Genomic DNA, 17,550 nt, shown 5'->3' with positions numbered 1-17,550 from the left:
TTACACTCAAAATTTTGTTGTTATATTAGTTATATAGGAGTATTCCCTTCAGACGTTAAGTTTGTACTGTTACTTAACTCCTTTGTCACTGAAGGGATGTTCTTTTTTATCATAAAGTTTTTATAGGTTTACGAGTGAGATTAATGTTTAATTTATCGTCACTCAGAATAGATTGCAAAGATTGAAAAGCAAAAAGAAAAAATGTAAAAAAACCTGAAAGAAATTGACCTTATCGTTACGATAAGATTTACGGTTCTTTATATGACTTTTAAGAGAATTGAGAAATAGGAAGGAAAGGTGATATATGGTGAAAAATAACAAAGAAACGAAAAGTCAAACCCTTCGATTACTAATGCCACAATGGCAAGGTGGAAACAATCCTCCATATGTACTTGGAGCTCATTTATTAAACTGGCTTGCTCCTAAAACGAATGGTCCCTTTGAAGAAGTACCTGTCGATTTAGATTCAAGCCTTGAAGTAGAGCAGGGTATTGTCGCTAAGAGTGTCTTATTAAATCAAGCACGTTCTGCCAAAAGTTTAATTCAAAAGCACAGTCCTGATAATATCATTGTTCTTGGTGGGGATTGTGGTGTAGAACTTGCTCCTTTTGCCTACTTAAACGAGAAATATGATGGGGATACTGCTTTGTTGTGGGTTGATTTACACCCTGATGTTTCAATTCCTGAGGATTTTCCAAACCATCATGCTCACGTACTTGCTAATTTGTTGGGGATTGGAGATAAGGAATTCGTCGCAGAGGTACCTCGTCCATTTAAACCAGAACAAGTATTATTTGTAGGATTGAACGATATGATGGAAGCACTTAACTCTAAACCGTTACAAGATCTAAAAATGGATATCGCAACTCCAAATGATATTAAAGAAGACAGTTCTAAGGTACTTCAATGGCTGGATTCACGTAAACCTTCTAAGGTTATCGTTCATTTTGATTTAGATGTTCTCGATTTACGTGAATTTCGCTCCCTATTAGTAGCTAATCCAGCTACTTATGAGAAAATGAAGGAGCAAATTCCACAAGCCTCTAGTATGGAAACCATTATACGGGTCCTTCAAGATGTAGCAAAAGCCCATGATGTTGTAGGGCTAGGGATTACAGAACATTTCCCGTGGGATGCAATGGCATTGCAAAATATGTTACAGCGCTTGCCTTTAATAGGTGATATAAATAAAAAAGACAAATCCATTGTACACTGGACATTATAAAAATTTGAATATTTATATTCGCTCTCAAACAGCAATTAATATACATGTAAAAACTATATCCAGTGCAAGTGTTTTATGAATTTAAATCCTGTAGGCCTATGGTAAACTAATGAAAGATATTAAATAAACAATATAATTTAAGCTGATTTCCTTTTTTGGTGAATCAGCATTTTTTATTTTGTAAAAAACTGTGCTTACACTACCCTGCCCCTTCCGTATTAGAGAAAAATTCGTATACTTCCTCATAATTCATATTACTACCATTTTTCACTACAAATTCCCTGAAAATTATCTGTGATACTACTTTTACCTGTTCTGGATAGTTTGATAAATAATCAATTTCCATAATGTGCACCCCCGAAAAAGTAATTCCCAACATGTAAAATGAATTCCTTCTTACACTAACCTGCCCGTTACTTGAAGAAGGAAAAAAGCGATCTTCCGTTATTGAAGTATAGCACCCATAAGTTGAAGTAAAAACATTATTTACCAAGATTTCTTTTTAATTTCTGATGAATAATAAAAGAAATAAACCTTGAATCGATAAGAAGATTTTTGGATAGGAGATGGCGAAATGACAAGTTATAAAAAATGGCTTATTGTATGCTTTATTGCTGTCCTACTGTGCTCTTTTAATAATGGAATTGTCCAAGCGAAAGAAGAAAATCCAAAAGATAAAATCGTAAAATTAAAAGACGGAGAAACTCTCAATGTAGCTGATCCAGAACTACAAAAAAGGCAGGATGAGGTTTGGGAACAACTGGTTAAGACTGATTTCTCTAATAAGGTTGATCAAAAACTAAAAGAAAATGGTTATAAGAGGTATACTCATACAGGAGAATTTAATATTAATTATCAAATAGTGGACATAAAGGTTGATCAAAAACCTGACGAAAGTAAGATTGAAACGATCGAAAATATTTCGAGAATTGTTAGTGAAATAGCAAAAGAAAATAAGGTAGTTCCAACTATCACAAGAGTAACATTCCACAAACAATAGATTTTAGCCGTTTCATAAAGGTGTTACTTAATCAATCAAGAACAGTACCTAAAATGGTACTGTTTGTTTGATTTGCTAATGAATTCTTGTTTAACTATCCTGTACCGTTACTTCTATAAAGTTAAAAAGAAGCGTTAATCCTTCTTGGATCAACACACCCTTAGTTGAAGAACTTTAATATCATTGTACCAATTCCCTGACTTACAGTAAGTATCCATAAAATGCTATATATTAAACATCCGTGAAAAAGGCTTTTATACATAAATTCCTTCCAGTTTGAAAATCTTATGAAGTAAAAAGCAAAAAAGATTGTACTTATTATCCCAATAAACAACCATAAGAAGTATATCAATTTAGGTAAACCACTCCATAAAGCCCAAATAGCAATAATTGTTGTGAATAGAATATTTATTATAAATACAATTACATTAATTACAGTTTTCGAATTCATCATTATCCCCCACTAAAATTTACCACTGGACAATTTTACCATATTTCTTAAACTAATCTGCAAGTTAGCTCCACAAGAAAAAAGATCGCCGCAGTGATCCTATCTTTAACTCTTTCACCTATTGGTTGAACAAGAACTAGATAATAGTAATCATTTAAGTAACGTTTTTAAAGCTTCTTCAATATCCGTTTCTAAATCATTTTTTGATAAATCATATAATGTTCCCGAACCTTCATTATATCCTCCAAAGTAATACCATAATTCAAATGTATCTGCATAATAGTCATCATAATCGATTATTATTTCAGACCGATACTCTTTTTCTAGACAATGATCCGACGTTAAGTCTATTTCTTCATCTCCATCAATATCCCTGCCTACCCAAATTCTAAGGCATTTCTTTCCTTGGCTTTCAAATACTTTTGCATATTTTTCTTGAAGTACTTTACAGAAACTAGCAAACTTCGCTCGTCGTACAATGAAAAAGAAAAAAGCAGAACTTGAATTAGCACTTCAGGGCTATGTTAACCCACATCAACGCTTAATGCTCAAAACGATTTTAACTCACATTGATTTTCTAACTGAACAAATTGAAATGTTAGATCAAGAGATAGCCCAACGAGTAAACTCGTATGAAGAAGATATTGAAAGACTAGATTCGATTCCTGGAATCGCCAGAAGAATGGCTGAACAAATCCTAGCTGAAATCGGTACTGATGTTAAAAATCAATTTCCAACTGCGGCACATCTTTGTTCATGGGCAGCTCTCGTACCTGGACATAACGAAAGTGCTGGGAAAAGAAAATCAACTAAATCTAAAAAAGGAAATAAGTATTTAAGATCAGCATTAACTGAAGCAGCTCAATCGGTCAGAGGTTCAAAAAACTATCTTGGTGCATTGTATCGACGAACAGCAGGACGAAAAGGCAACAAAAGAGCAGCTATAGTAGTTGCCCATGCGATATTACGGATCGCATATTACCTGTTAACTAGAAAAGAAATGTATGTAGACTTAGGCGAAGACTACTTTGATAAACAAAGACAGGTATCTATTGTACGCCATTCGGTTCGAAGACTAGAAAACTTAGGCTATACGGTTACAATAACAGAAGCTTCCTAATCCATTAAACAAGTAAATAAACACCAATGATCAGACGCTCTCCCCTTTTAAAAAGATGAATGAGCTGCGTCTATTTAAGTATTGCCATTTTTCGGATCTAACAGAAGTTAATTTTCATGGTAGTTTAAGTGTGTTTATTCACAAACTATCCTTCTTTCAAACAGTTCATTTTTACAACAGTTTTGCCATTTCCACCCATAGAAAAGGGCTTTCCATAATTTAAAGGAAAGCCCAGTTTTCTATTCGTTCAATATAAAGAAGCTACTCCGAAAAGAGTAGCTTCTTTATAAAAGTTTAGCACTATTAGAATAAATTACGGTTTAACCAATACCTTAAGTGCTTCTCGGTTGTTCATAAGTCGATAACCTTCCGGAACTCCGTCAAAGTCAACTGTTACATCAAACACTCGACCAGGTTCCAGTGTACCGTCTAAAATATCTGGTAGTAGTTCTTCCATATAAGCACGCGTAGGTGCTGGTCCTCCTGTTAGTGTAATGTTGCGTCCAAATAAACTCTGAAAGCCAACAGCTGCTTCTTCATACTGCGGAACTCCGACGCGACTAATTACTCCCCCAGCGCGCACAGCTCCAATACTCATTTCGTATGCTGGCTTCAGACCAACACATTCTAAAACTACATGTACTCCTTCACCATTTGTAAGCTCACGAACTTTTGCCACACCTTCTTCTCCACGTTCTGGAATAACATGTGTAGCACCAAATTCAATTCCAAGATCAGTACGTTCTTTATGACGACCCATAAGAATTATTTTCTCCGCGCCCAGTTTCTTTGCGGACATAACAGCAAGAAGACCAACTGCACCGTCACCGATAACTGCTACTGTTGTGTTCTCATTTACGCCTCCCATTACAGCTGCATGATACCCAGTACCATAAACATCAGACAATGTTAATAAGGATGGTAGAAGAGGAGAGTTTTCATCAATCTCTTTTGGTAATTTAAACATGCTTCCTTGTGCTTGAGGAACACGAACGTATTCAGCTTGGCAGCCTGTCATAAAGCCTCCATGCACACAAGAAGTCATCAATCCTTCTTGGCAATAAGGGCATGTGTTATCTCCAAAAGCGAAAGGTACAATAACCAAATCGCCTTTCTCAAATCCAGATACTTCTGAACCCATTTCTTCTATTCTTCCAATAACTTCGTGCCCCATTGCTTCGCCTTCAGGGTGATCATGAGAATGCATGCTACGATAAGGATGCAAGTCACTACCGCAAATGCAGGCAGCAACCACTTTTAATACTGCATCAGTTGGTAATTGTAATGTTGGTACTGGCAATTCTTCTACGCGTACATCACCAGCAGCGTACATAATATTTGCTTTCATATTAATTCTCCACCTTTAAAACTTTAGTTTATTTTATAGAGAGACAGTTTCTAAAAATAAGCGCTATCTATTTGCGTTCTCCTTTTTTTAAACCTAATGCTCTTACCATCACCGGACTAAACAACTATTGAACCGTATAGCCACCATCAACTGCTATTGCTTGACCGATTACATAACTTGCAGCAGAACTACATAACCAATGAACTACTGAAGCAACTTCCTCTGCTTTAGCTAGACGACCAATTGGGACTGCTTTCATTAATTCGTCCATTGCATCAGCTTCCGTAGCTAACATATTTTCAACCATTGGCGTTACGATGATCCCTGGACAAACTGCATTAATACGAATTCCTTTCGAAGCATACTCTAAAGCAGTGCTTTTAGTTAATCCCAATACACCATGTTTAGAAGCATGGTATACAGAACGTCCAGGAACACCAGTTAATCCTCCTATTGAAGAACAATTAACGATAGCCCCTTCTGTACCCTGCTTTCTTAATTGAAGCAACTCATACTTCATACAAAGCCAAACACCCTTCGTATTAACATTCATTACATCATCGAAAACTTCTTCCTCTAATTCAACCGTGTCTGTCATAGGGTTTTGAATACCAGCATTATTATATGCATAATCTAATTTTCCAAATGTATCAACTGTTTTTTGTACCATAGCTTCAACAGATTTCTCATCTGAAACATCACATTGGATGGATATCGCCTGATAGCCTGCGTCTATCAAGTCCTGTGCTTCTTGTTTAGGTTCATTCCTATCAACTAAAGCTACACTAGCACCTTCTTTAGCAAATAATTGTGCTGTTGCCAGCCCAATACCGCCTTTTGCTCCAGTTACAATTACTACTTTATCTTTCATGGTTGTCATAACGATTCCTCCTGATTATGTTATAAATAAACCTTACAATTTAAAGTCAACTAAAAAGAGGCTGATGGAAAACTTTTTCTTTGTAAATAAGTCTCCCACGGACATTTGAGTAGTATGTGCTCCCAGACTTGTGTTTCGGCACCATAAATCAACTCTTCGCGATTAATCAGCATCTGTTTGTAATTATAAATGGAACCAAAATACATTCAATGGTTAAAAGAAACTGATTCGTTGTTTATTCAAACAAATCAATAAAATTGTTGATTATCTTTCGGGAAGTCAAATAAATAAAAAAAGGTCAACCAGAAAAATCTGGCTAACCTTGGGGTAAAATATGAATATGAATCCAGTCATTGGTCCCGATGTTTCAAAGGGTGAAAGTCAGGTCCAAGCATTTTTAGATAAAGGTAAACCATACCGTATGAGCTTTAGTATATCCTATCTAACAACATCCCTAGCTGTTCTGATATAACACTAGGCGGAAAAGGCATTTCTTTTGTGATCCACCATTCCACCGTTCCTACAAAAGATGTCACAACAAATTGAAGTATAACCTCTTCATTCAATTCTCGATTTATCCCTTTTGTTGTGTCAATATCATTTTTGATTTCCTCCATGAGAAGCTCTAGGAACCGACTACGAAAATAAAAGGCTTGACTACTTGCTAACATTGTTGAAAAGAATGAATAATTGCTCTCAAAATACTCAAACCAGCCTACATTCGATTCTACAAAGTCTAATTCCATTTCAGCTGCTTCCTCGCACATTACTCTTAGTACATTAATATGTTCATCAATGAGTCTATCTAGTAAATCATATTTATCCAAGTAATGAAGATAAATGGTTCCTCGGTTAACATTTGCCCTGTCGGCAAGATCCTGTATGGTAATATCATCAAAACTTTTTTCAGCCATCAGTTCAATAACCGCTTTTTTTAAGGATTCTTGCGTTTTAAGAACTCTTCTATCCACTTTAGACATTTGAAATCACCAATCTTTCCCTTAGAAAATCAACAAATTGCTTTCATTTAACGATTGAAAGCATCCTTTTTCTTTATATAATTATTAACAGATGTTGATTAACCAATCAATGTTAATTTATTGTTAATTTATTTAAAGTACGAAACGTACAGTTCTTTAACTCCTTAAATTTTTGCGTTACTACAGACTTATTTATTAAAAAACAATTATAGAAAAAGCCTATTTTCCTATTCCTAACTAGGCTGATCTGCTTTTTTATTACTTTGTGAAAAAGTGTACTTAAACTATTCTGCCAGTTAATGCAAGAAAAAAGCCTTACTCCTTATTGAAGTAAAGCGCCCAATAGTTGAAGAAGATCAAAATATATTACATTTCGAAAAAGTTTTATCTCTTTCTACTTTGTATACTCTTAGTGCAAAGTTTTTGTACCATTTATTTTTACCTCAATCCTGTGCAACTAACTTGCCTGTTGAACAACGCCTCTAATTTTTTACTTCCACTCTCTTCATCCAATCTCTTTTGGCAAAAATTCCAGTTTATATTGATGTGTAATCACTCGATTTAGTATCGGATCATTCATTTCGATTACATATTCATCGCCGTACGCCAAAGAACTTCCAACTGTTCCGATTGTTCCCGAATAAAAAACATGTCCATCCTGATCAATTTTCATTTCTTTAAAGTTCTCAATTAAATCTTTTGGCGACATGAGGTCACCGCAAGTACCTTTTTGATAGAGCTCTTCTTTGCCGTTTGATCGTATCCAACACGATAATTCAATTTGATCCCAGTGATCCTTTACTTCTTCATATTTCCAAACTTCTTGCGCCAAAATATTCGGGCATGCTTGCTTAGACATTGGGACACTGAAGGCTTCCAGTTTACGATCTGTATGGTCACTGCCCACTGTGACGTACATTTCGTTATCAGACCAAATTAATACATATTCGATTTCACCGCTTGTTTCATTATGCTGCACTTGAAAAGAATCAGAATACGTAGCCAACTGATTAGCTACAGGATATAAAGTCGGAATCGTAGCAGGTGTTTCAACACCCAACTTCGCCAGTTCATCAATATGCTCTTGTACTTTTTCCTGATCCACTCCGGCATAACCCGCATTAAATATTCTTTTCACACAAAGTTCTAGTTTTTGACTGCTACCTTGAATGTCCATTATCAATTTATTTTCCATTTCTCTTCACACCTCTATCAACTTAATATAATTCTGGTACTCTACTTGAAAAAACAGGGACATCCTTGCGTACTTTTGCAGCTAACTCCAACGTAACATTATTTACTATAGTTTCTTCACTTTGACCTGATCCAATTGATAGTTCATTTCCCCACGGATCAATAATCATGGACATTCCGGCAAATTCGACTTTGTCGTAACACCCAACACGATTACATGAAACTACAAACATTTGATTTTCAATTGCTCTCGCTTTTTGTAATGCACACCAGTGCTCTCGTCTGGCTGAGGGCCATTCGGCGACAACATGAAGCACTTCAGCTCCTTTAAGCGCCAGTGCTCTGGAAAGCTCCGGAAAGCGTAAATCGTAACAAATAATTAGGCCCATTTTGATGCCGTCCAGCTCAAATACATTTGCTTTTTCCTTTCCTCCTTCCAAGTAAAGGTGTTCATCCAACATAGGAACAAGGTGAATTTTGTCATATTCATATATCATTTCACCCACTCGATTCACTACAAAAGAAGAATTAAAAATGCCACCATTCTTTTTATTTGCAACCGATCCGCCAATAATATTCACACTGAAACGCTCTGCAAGCTCAGTCAAAAAAGGAATTGTATCCTGTCCCTCATTCTCCGCTAATTCCTCTAAAACAGATAAGGTATAACCTGTAGTCCACATTTCTGGAAGAACAAGGATATCAGGAGACGATACCGTCATTGTATTTTCAACCCAATCTTTTACTTTTTTTCTGTTTTCAGACGGATTCCCGGCTATAATATCCATTTGATAAATTGCATAATTCAATTTTATTTACTCCTCTCTAATTTTATATTTGTGGCATGTGGCATGCCAAGAGCATTAAAAATAAATAATTATGTTAATGATCGATCTGGACGAATACCGAACCAGAGAAGAATAGCAAACAAAATGGGAACAATACTTACTAACAAAGTGGCTTCCCAACCGATATTTTCTGCTAACCAGCCACATAATATAGGTGATACAAAAGCTCCAAGATTTCCCCAGAGATTCATCCACCCTGACACAGAACCTGAATATTCATTCCCTAAATCTGTCACTGCTGCCCATGAAGTCACTACTGGAAATCCTAATGCACCTAAAGAAATCGTCAACCATAGTACATTCATCCATTGGCTCGAAGCATATGCCGATAAATACATAGTGCCGGCAAAAATGACCAATCCTGATATCGCCAACGAACCTCGAGCAATCATTTTTGATTTCCCTTTTTTCACTAACCAATCCGAAATCGTTCCGCCAGTCATAACCGTGATAAATATACATAACCATGGAAAACTAGCTGCGAACCCCATGCCACTCAACGAAAAACTTCTTGCTTCCAACAAATAAGTTGGCAGCCACACAAGAAAAAAAGTAATGATATACAAAATGACAAAATATTGAAGACCCAACGCCCAGAAGCGGCCACTTTTCAAAAATTGTTTCCATGGAGCCAATGACTTTTTCTCTTCTTTAACCGTTCTATTCTCCATTATCACTTTTAATTCTTGTTTGTTTACAAAAGGATGATCTTCCGGTTTATCGCGGCCAAGCACATACCAGAGCAATGCAGCTACTAAGCCTAATCCACCAAAGATATAAAAAACTGCTTCCCATCCCCAGACTTGAAAAATAGCCACTGTTAATACCGGCGCAATCACCGGTCCAAAATAAGATCCCGCCAACAGCGCACTGGCTGCACGACCTTTTTCTTGTTTTGGAAACCAATACGTGTTAAACACTGCATTCCCGGGATACATAGGTCCTTCTCCTACCCCAAATAAAAAACGTACAAGCCCCATTAATCCATGAGATTTTACAACTGCTGTTAACCCTGTGAAAATCGACCACCAAATTAATGCAAATAATACAATCTTCCTCGCGCCAATTCGCTCCGCAATAATCCCCGCAGGAATTTGAGCAAGGGCATATCCCAAAGAGAATAACGATGCCAGCATACCGAATTGAACCTTACTCATATTTAAATCTTCCATCATCGGCTTCGCAATAATCGAGATGTTGGACCGATCCATATAAGCGATCAATCCAATAAGGAAAAAGAGAAAAGCTAACCACCATCGGATACGTGATGGTTTTTCTAATTCTTCACTTTCTGTTTTTAAATTCTTCAATAGCGCTTCGGACATATATATCCCTCCCTTTTGAATGTAAAGGCTTACATCACAATCAAATCTTATCCTTATTGCATAAGACAATAAGAATAAAGGTTACTATTTAATCACCTAAGTTGAGACTCGATAAAATAGCTACTCGAGTGTGCTCGATATGCTCTAAAACAGCTTCTTTCGCTTTTTCTACTTCTTTATTTTTTAAACACTCAATTAACCAAGCATGCTCTTTTAATGTTTGTTCCGTCCGATTCGGCAAATTTAATGCACTGACACCAAACCATCTAATTTGATCGCTTATAGTGCCCATTAAATTTATCAGGCGGTGATTTCCACTCAATTGAGCTAAATAAATATGGAAATCTTTATCCGTTGAGATGAATTGTCCACTGTCTTCTACATATCCACGCTGTTTTACATAAATTTCATTGAGTTGCTCGATTTCTCGTTCTGTAATTTTAGGGATTAGTAGTTCGATAACCAAAATCTCAAGCGCTCTTCGAATTTGAATCACTTCTTCAACATCTACAGCTGTTATTTGACTAACAAATGTGCCTTTTCTGGGTATGGATTTCACCCATCCTTCCAACTCTAATAGTGGAATCGCTTCTCTCACAGGAGTCCGACTAATTCCTAAACTTTCGCTCAAATCCCTTTCAAACAAAGTACTGCCAGGAGGAATCTTATGTAAAATGATAGCATTTTTGATTCCTTCATAAGCCTGTTGTTTCAGAGAAAGGGGCTGCTGAACTTTGAATAGACTCATACTTTTTTATCCCTCCTTACCTTCTGGTATGTGGCATGCCAGTTTTTATTTTCAGTATATTCATTCTTCTTTTCTTTGTCAATACTGTTTTAATCGATGCTAAATTGTAGGTATTTTCCCCGAATGAATTACTAAAATTCTTATAAATCTAAACTCCAAATTTAAAAAGAGCACTTACACTAAAAGTGCGGACGATTGCTGAAGATCGTTATTTAAAAAGAGTATATTACCTAAATATCATTGATGTCCTATTCAATTTTTAGAATTAGAATGTACTCTAGACCAAACAAAGTACTTAAAACATTTAATTAATACTGCTGAAAGAAAACGAGCATAACATGTTCCCTTCAACAACCAACTCAACAATCTTTGTTGTTCAATAACTACTGAAATGATTATTGTCAGATAGGAACGTCATGGTCTTCCATTTCATACCATAAAAAAGCTTTTCGTATCTTCTACCTCTAATCTTTCAAAGAAAGTCTTTTGGTTTTTTCTCTAAAATAAGTGGTACATCTAATGAAACTGTACAATGTTATTTATAAAAAAAACAAACGAGGCCAATTACGGACTCATTTGCTTAATATAAGGCAAAGCTACTTGAATCATAGGTTGACCTTTTTCTACCTTTTGTCCTTCTTTAACTAACTTTGAAACAGATTCTAAATGAAATAAAGAAATGAGTTCATAAATAAGCTAAAACAAAGGACAAAAAAAACTAAAAGAGGGCCAGGGGAGATTGCAAAAAAATAATTGATAGTTTAGATGTTTACAAAGAAAAAATCGTTGACCATGTTGTCATTGTTGTGATAACTAAAAGGATCTTCAGTCGAATATCTTTTTTAATGCCGATATTATCGCTTAACCAACTCAAGACTCTGAAAAGCTTAAGTTAAAGGATAGGCTTATGGACATGTCCCTCCTGCCGTAATGTAGAGGAACTTATCAACCAACTTTTTCTAATATTAATCTAACAACTAAAGCTTATAGTGCAATCTTCTTCCCTGTTTTTGCACTTTCTAACGCTCCAAATACCATAGCTAAACTTTTAATGTTATCGCTGCAATCTGTTTCAGCTAATCGGTTTCCTTCGATAGATGCAAACATTTCATCAAGACAGCCAAAGTGTCCTTCCCTGCCTTCCCAAACGCTTGGTACTTCCAACGAATTCATTACTCTCATAAACTTTGTGGGCTGTGAATCATCGACTACTTCACATACAGGCGGATTTGTTCCGTCCCATAGGGCACTTCCCCGATTGCCTGTTACACGCCAATCGGACTCCCATGAAGTATTTAATCCCTCAGCACACCAAGAGCCGCGGTAAGAAAAAACAGACCCATTACTCATCTCAAAAATACAAATGGCTGATGCATTTCCTTTGTACCATGATCCTGGCGGGTTAAATTCATGACAGTAAACGGATACAGCGTCGGCACCGGTAATAAACCGTGCTTGGTCAAAGGTATGTATGGCCATGTCGACAATTAACGGACTTTCCATTACATCACGGAAACCGCCAAAGTGGGGCCCAAGGAAGAAATCTGCATGTATGGAACCGACAGTTCCGATTGCTCCGTTAGACAACAAATCTCGAAATGCACGAATTCCTTGTAAATATCTGCGGTTCTGCATGACTGCATATTTCTTTCCTGTTTTTTGCACAACCTTCAAAACCTCTTCTGCATCACTCATCGATTCGGCCATCGGTTTTTCTCCTAATACATTGCATCCTGCTTCTAGCGCAGTCGTTGTAATTTGTTTATGACTGGCAGGAATGGTCACATCAAATACTAGATTTGCATCCGTATTCGAAAGCGCTTTAGATAAATCGGAGAATACGGGTACATTCAATCCCCGCCGCTCATTCATAGATTGGGCAGCCTCGAGATTTACATCGACAAGTGCAGTAATATCAGCATTTTCACGCTCGGCGACATAATCTAACCAAGTATTCGCCATACCACCGCATCCCGCTACTATTATTCTATGTTTCTTCATAAAGATTCTCCTTCTTATTATTTGTTTAAACAGGGTTAGGAATGAAGTTCCCGCCACGGCATCTTTTTAAATAATTAAGCCCATGGACTTGTCCAGTCATTTCCCATTCATCGCGATATACGGGATCATGGAATCCCTCTATATCAATGCTTCCTTCATAACCGCCTTGTCTTAAAATAGAAATAATATCTGTCCAATTGGAATCTCCAAAGCCCGGTGTACGATGCCATACAAACTCTTTCGGCCCATGGATGCCGTATTCTCGGACAATATCCCAGGCAATTGTGGCGTCTTTTCCATGCACATTGAAAATCTTTCCGACCCACTTTCTCAGCTGCGGAATGGGATCAATCAGACTAACCATTTGATGGCATGGTTCCCATTGAAGCCCGATATGATCGAATGGAACTGCATTAAACATCATCTCCCAGGCTGTAGGGTTATGGGCAATGTTCCAATCACCATCCTTCCAGGTTCCTCCCATATCACAATTTTCAAAGGCAATTCTGACTCCTCGATCTTCAGCTCTCCTTGCCAGTTCGCCAAAAACTTCTTTGAAGCGTGACATCGATTGATCGATTGCTCCAGGCATGCGCCCTGTAAAACCTGATATGAGATCTGTCCCAAAATCATGGGCATGGTCGATAAGCCTCTCCCAACTAGCTAAAGTATCAGCATTCGCACCTTCCCCGGTCAAAGGATTTCCAAAAATGCCAAGGCTAGAAATCACAATATCCTTACCTGCTAAAACTTCTTTTACCTGCTTCGCCAGTTCAGACAAATCAGTCTGATTTGTCGATTGCCAAAAGGTAAGACTGAACGATTCGAATCCGTGTGGAATAATTTGCGGGAGAGTATGCACGGCATTCGGGCCATTTACAAGAGTTCCAATTCGAATTTGCTACATCTTATGTACCTCCTTATCAATCAATATAGTCTTTATATCTCAGGAAATCTGTAGTAAATTCTAAAATTTCTCATCTCTATCGTAATGGAAAAGAGTGTGGTTGGCTATACATAATATTACGCAGAAATCGTACGATATTATTCTTTTGACGTTGACGTTAATATAAGAACTTGATAGTTTAAGAGATAAAGTTAAAATCCTATTAAAAAGGGGGCATTATGATGGTAAATAAGTTGAAAGAATCTACATATATTCCGGATAAGTCGTTTCCTATCAATGTGTTCTTCACTTTAGATATTCCTCTGCATTGGCATGACCATATGGAGTGGATCATTGTAAAAGAAGGAAGTGCTCGAATCCAAATTGATGACACCTTTGTTCAATTGCAAAAGGACGAACTGGCATTCGTAAATTCAAAACAGCTTCATGCAGCATGGCCTCTTGATAACAACACCGAGCTTATTGCAATTGTGTTTAACGAAGCACTAGTTCGGAATAACGGTTTAGATAACACTGAAAACCTATATTTCTCTCCTTATTTAAATCAGCAGTTAAAACTCCCGAATTTTTTGCATAACGATGAACCCTATTCTAAAGAAATCAGTACTCCAATTTACAATTTGATCGATGAATTCAAACGAGAAGAAACAGGCTTTGAATTGTTGATTAAAGCAGAACTTTTTCGTATATTCGGGTTGATCTTCCGTTATTATTGTCAAATGGAAAAGAGACAAGTTAACTGTTATCAAAATTACAATCTTACCACTTTGCTTAATTACTTGCGCGAGAATTACGAAAAAGAAATCAGTGTGAAAGATGCCGCACAAATGGTGAACCTCAGTCCGAATTATTTCTGCAGAGTGTTTAAAAAGGTAACTGGAAAAACGTTGATTGAGTATATTCATCTTCTAAGGATTAATGAGGCGGAAAGAATGCTCATCGAGACAAATTGGCAAGTTACAGAAATTGCTGAGAAAGTTGGATTCGAGAGTATTACGTACTTTGGAAGGGTGTTTAAAAAGATTAAAAGTGTCTCCCCAACAGAAGTCAGAAACGATCAAATCAAAAAATGGCAATAACAAGATTTTCCCAAAAGATAATATTGTATGAAAATAGGATAATAAAGTGTATATACAATTTTGAATATTTCAAATAATATTACAAAAAACAACATGTATTATAAATGTGCTATAACAATTATTCAAAATATGGAGGGAGGATGAAATCATTGTACAAGGTTTTGAAAGCGTCTACAATCATGTTGTTTTGCCTTACCCTAATTATCTCTATGGCAGGTTGTAATGAAATGAAAACGACCTCTAGGGAAGGAAAAATTGAAATTAGTTTCATGGGATGGGGAAATGAACAAGAACGGGAACTATATACAAAAGTGTTTAAAGAATTTGAGACTAGGAATCCCGGTTATAAAGTGAACTATATTTATGTTCCAAAAGACTATGATACAAAATTAAAGACAATGATCATAGGTAATACGATGCCCGATGTATTTTATATTGGTGAAAATCTAGCAACTGAGTATGCAAAAAGTGGAAAACTAGCAGTACTCGATCCTTATATCGAAAAGTATCCAGAATTAGTCGCAAATTTTGTACCGGGTCTATTAGAGTATGGAAAATATCAGGGCAAACAATACGCCATACCAAAAGACTGGTCACCTTACGCTATGTATATCAACAAAGATTTATTTAAAGAAGCCGGAATTCCAATCCCAACCAGTGATTGGACGATGGAAGAATTTATGGATTTAGCTCAAAAATTAACGATCACCGAGAAGGGAAAAATTACACAATACGGTGCTGCTCTTGAAACATGGTGGGCGCCCTGGAGCATTTTTGTGGGAAATGAAGGCGGCAAATGGTTTAACAATGGGAAATCAAATTTAAACGATCCAAAGGTTATTAAAGGGTTAAAAAGGATGTATGATTTATTTCAAACATACAAAGCTGCACCATCTCCCGCCGCAACAAAACAAGCTGGAATGGGACAATCCCAAATGTTCGAAACCGGTAAGGTGGCTATGTTCCCTACTGGACGCTGGATGGTTCCCACTTATCGGCAGGCATTAAATTTTGAATGGACAGCTGTTGAAATGCCAAAGGGAGTAACGAGGGTTACACCGGTTAGTTCAGGGCAGTTAGCCGTGAGCAATGAAAGTGATCATAAAGAGGCAGCTGTAAAACTGCTAAGACATGTATTGAGTAAAGAAGGACTTAAAGGCATTTTGGGTCTAGGTCTTGCCATGCCTACTAATACACAATTTTTCGATGATCCCGATATTGTAACTGCTCCTCCTGAAGTCGAACCTTATAAAGCAATGGCCGAATATTTAGACACTGAAGTACAATTGGAGGCAGCAAGAAGCGGTCATTTCTCTGAATATATGGAGAAATATGTAACACCTGAATTGGATGCAGCTTTCAATGGCAAGCAGTCGATTGAAGAAGCGGTTGAAAATATCGACGAACAGGCGAACACGGTATTATTTAAATAATTTTAAACAAGGAGGGAATTGTTCTATTTCCTCCTTGTATGACGGAGGTGTCTTAAGTGAATCAAGTTCCGCAAGAGAGCACAACCTTAAGGATACAACAGAGAAGAAAAATCAATAATAAAAAAAGAGTAAGGGATAATATTGAAGGTTACTTATTTATTGCTCCTGCGCTTATTGGATTTTTATCGTTTACCCTAATTCCTGTTATCGCAGTATTTGTCATTGGCAGTACGGAGTGGAATGTCATATCACCTGCGAAGTGGGTTGGATTAGAAAATTATATCACGTTGTTTCAAGACAAAATATTTTTGATCAGTTTAAAAAACACGATTTTATGGGTAATTTATTTCGTGCCGGCTTCCATTGCGGTTTCACTAATTTTAGCTCTAGCTATGAATCTTCCTCTAAAAGGTATTACAATTTACAGAACACTCCTTTATATTCCGGTCATTAGTCCCTTGCTAGCGGTAGCTCTATTATTTGTTTGGTTATACAATCCAGATTTCGGCCTAATCAATTACATTCTCTCTAAAGTAGGTGTTGAACCGTTAGGCTGGTTAACAAGTGAAACACTTGCGTTACCCAGTATTGCCCTTATGGCTATTTGGAAAAGTGCAGGTTATAATATGCTCATTTATTTAGCGGCATTGCAAGGAATTCCAAAGCATCTTTACGAGGCTGCCGATCTAGACGGAGCGACAAAACTGCAAAAGTTTTGGAAGATTACATTCCCTCTTTTAACACCTGCAACATTTTTTATTACCATTATGTCTGTTATTGGTGCTTTCCAGGTTTTTGGAGAAATTTATGTGATGACAAGTGGTGGTCCAGGGTTCTCTACCCATACGCTAACCTATTATCTATGGTCCAATGCTTTCAAGTATAACAAAATGGGCTATGCGTGTGCGATATCTGTCCTCATGTTTATCTTAATTTTAATTACAACTTTAGTTCAAAATCGATTATTAGGAAGGAAAGTTCAATATGATATGTAGGATAGGATGGTGAATA

The 17,550-nt window shown here is 36.8% G+C and carries 16 protein-coding genes; 6 read left to right on the top strand and 10 right to left on the bottom strand.

The genetic code is table 11. The annotated features are described in order from the left end of the window. Positions 1-304 precede the first annotated feature (304 nt). Complete coding sequence (locus tag WQ54_RS07595; RefSeq protein WP_046514344.1) at positions 305-1,225, top strand: arginase family protein; 921 nt, start codon at positions 305-307, stop codon at positions 1,223-1,225. 199 nt (positions 1,226-1,424) lie between these two features. Here WQ54_RS07595 and WQ54_RS33460 read toward each other — a convergent pair whose 3' ends face one another. Continuing rightward, the gene (locus WQ54_RS33460; RefSeq protein WP_156177803.1) at positions 1,425-1,571 is read right to left on the bottom strand and encodes a hypothetical protein; all 147 of its coding nucleotides are present in this window, start codon (positions 1,569-1,571) and stop codon (positions 1,425-1,427) included. Positions 1,572-1,799: 228 nt separating this feature from the next. Here WQ54_RS33460 and WQ54_RS07590 point away from each other — a divergent pair, with 228 nt between their 5' ends. Both WQ54_RS07590 and WQ54_RS07580 read left to right on the top strand, forming a co-directional pair. Next, positions 1,800-2,225 carry a hypothetical protein gene (locus tag WQ54_RS07590; protein ID WP_046514342.1) on the top strand — a complete coding sequence of 142 codons (426 nt, stop codon included), beginning with the start codon at positions 1,800-1,802 and terminating at the stop codon, positions 2,223-2,225. Positions 2,226-3,154: 929 nt separating this feature from the next. Next, on the top strand, positions 3,155-3,796 hold the full coding sequence (locus WQ54_RS07580; protein WP_231597469.1) for a transposase: 642 nt from the start codon (positions 3,155-3,157) through the stop codon (positions 3,794-3,796). Between the two features lie 313 nt (positions 3,797-4,109). On the opposite strand, the gene WQ54_RS07575 is transcribed toward WQ54_RS07580, so the two are convergent. The 9 genes from WQ54_RS07575 to WQ54_RS07535 all read right to left on the bottom strand — a co-directional run bounded on the left by WQ54_RS07575 (position 4,110) and on the right by WQ54_RS07535 (position 13,982). After that, entirely contained in the window at positions 4,110-5,144 is a 1,035-nt protein-coding gene (locus WQ54_RS07575) for a zinc-binding dehydrogenase (protein ID WP_046514326.1), read from the bottom strand. A gap of 124 nt (positions 5,145-5,268) precedes the next feature. Beyond that, a complete protein-coding gene (locus WQ54_RS07570) occupies positions 5,269-6,024 on the bottom strand; it encodes an SDR family NAD(P)-dependent oxidoreductase (RefSeq protein ID WP_046514323.1) in 756 nt (251 codons plus the stop codon). 428 nt (positions 6,025-6,452) lie between these two features. Then, on the bottom strand, positions 6,453-7,004 hold the full coding sequence (locus WQ54_RS07565) for a TetR/AcrR family transcriptional regulator (RefSeq protein ID WP_046514320.1): 552 nt from the start codon (positions 7,002-7,004) through the stop codon (positions 6,453-6,455). A 505-nt stretch (positions 7,005-7,509) separates the two neighbouring features. Continuing rightward, positions 7,510-8,199, bottom strand: coding sequence for a DUF2848 family protein (locus tag WQ54_RS07560; protein WP_046514317.1), 690 nt, complete (start codon positions 8,197-8,199; stop codon positions 7,510-7,512). Positions 8,200-8,221: 22 nt separating this feature from the next. Further along, the gene (locus tag WQ54_RS07555) at positions 8,222-9,007 is read right to left on the bottom strand and encodes a carbon-nitrogen family hydrolase (protein WP_084821885.1); all 786 of its coding nucleotides are present in this window, start codon (positions 9,005-9,007) and stop codon (positions 8,222-8,224) included. Positions 9,008-9,075: 68 nt separating this feature from the next. Beyond that, entirely contained in the window at positions 9,076-10,371 is a 1,296-nt protein-coding gene (locus WQ54_RS07550) for an MFS transporter (protein WP_046514315.1), read from the bottom strand. An 88-nt stretch (positions 10,372-10,459) separates the two neighbouring features. Beyond that, positions 10,460-11,119: a GntR family transcriptional regulator gene (locus WQ54_RS07545; RefSeq protein ID WP_046514312.1), complete on the bottom strand. Its 660-nt coding sequence runs from the start codon at positions 11,117-11,119 to the stop codon at positions 10,460-10,462. A gap of 984 nt (positions 11,120-12,103) precedes the next feature. Next, positions 12,104-13,120, bottom strand: coding sequence for a Gfo/Idh/MocA family protein (locus WQ54_RS07540; protein ID WP_046514309.1), 1,017 nt, complete (start codon positions 13,118-13,120; stop codon positions 12,104-12,106). Positions 13,121-13,145: 25 nt separating this feature from the next. Next, positions 13,146-13,982 (bottom strand): sugar phosphate isomerase/epimerase, encoded by an 837-nt coding sequence (locus tag WQ54_RS07535; protein ID WP_231597468.1) that lies wholly within the window; start codon positions 13,980-13,982, stop codon positions 13,146-13,148. Positions 13,983-14,245: 263 nt separating this feature from the next. On the opposite strand from WQ54_RS07535, the gene WQ54_RS07530 reads away from it, so the two are divergent. From WQ54_RS07530 to WQ54_RS07520, 3 genes are all read left to right on the top strand, one after another. Further along, complete coding sequence (locus WQ54_RS07530; protein ID WP_084821883.1) at positions 14,246-15,106, top strand: AraC family transcriptional regulator; 861 nt, start codon at positions 14,246-14,248, stop codon at positions 15,104-15,106. A 227-nt stretch (positions 15,107-15,333) separates the two neighbouring features. Next, on the top strand, positions 15,334-16,539 hold the full coding sequence (locus tag WQ54_RS07525) for a sugar ABC transporter substrate-binding protein (RefSeq protein ID WP_197089563.1): 1,206 nt from the start codon (positions 15,334-15,336) through the stop codon (positions 16,537-16,539). Positions 16,540-16,595: 56 nt separating this feature from the next. After that, positions 16,596-17,534 carry a carbohydrate ABC transporter permease gene (locus WQ54_RS07520; protein ID WP_052737703.1) on the top strand — a complete coding sequence of 313 codons (939 nt, stop codon included), beginning with the start codon at positions 16,596-16,598 and terminating at the stop codon, positions 17,532-17,534. Positions 17,535-17,550 lie beyond the last annotated feature (16 nt).

Origin of the sequence: Bacillus sp. SA1-12, from assembly GCF_000981385.1 — a bacterium.
Taxonomy (GTDB): Bacteria; Bacillota; Bacilli; order Bacillales; family Bacillaceae; genus Metabacillus.
The sequence above is the reverse complement of the archived record's forward strand: the minus strand, read 5'-3'. Positions and strand labels throughout refer to the sequence as shown.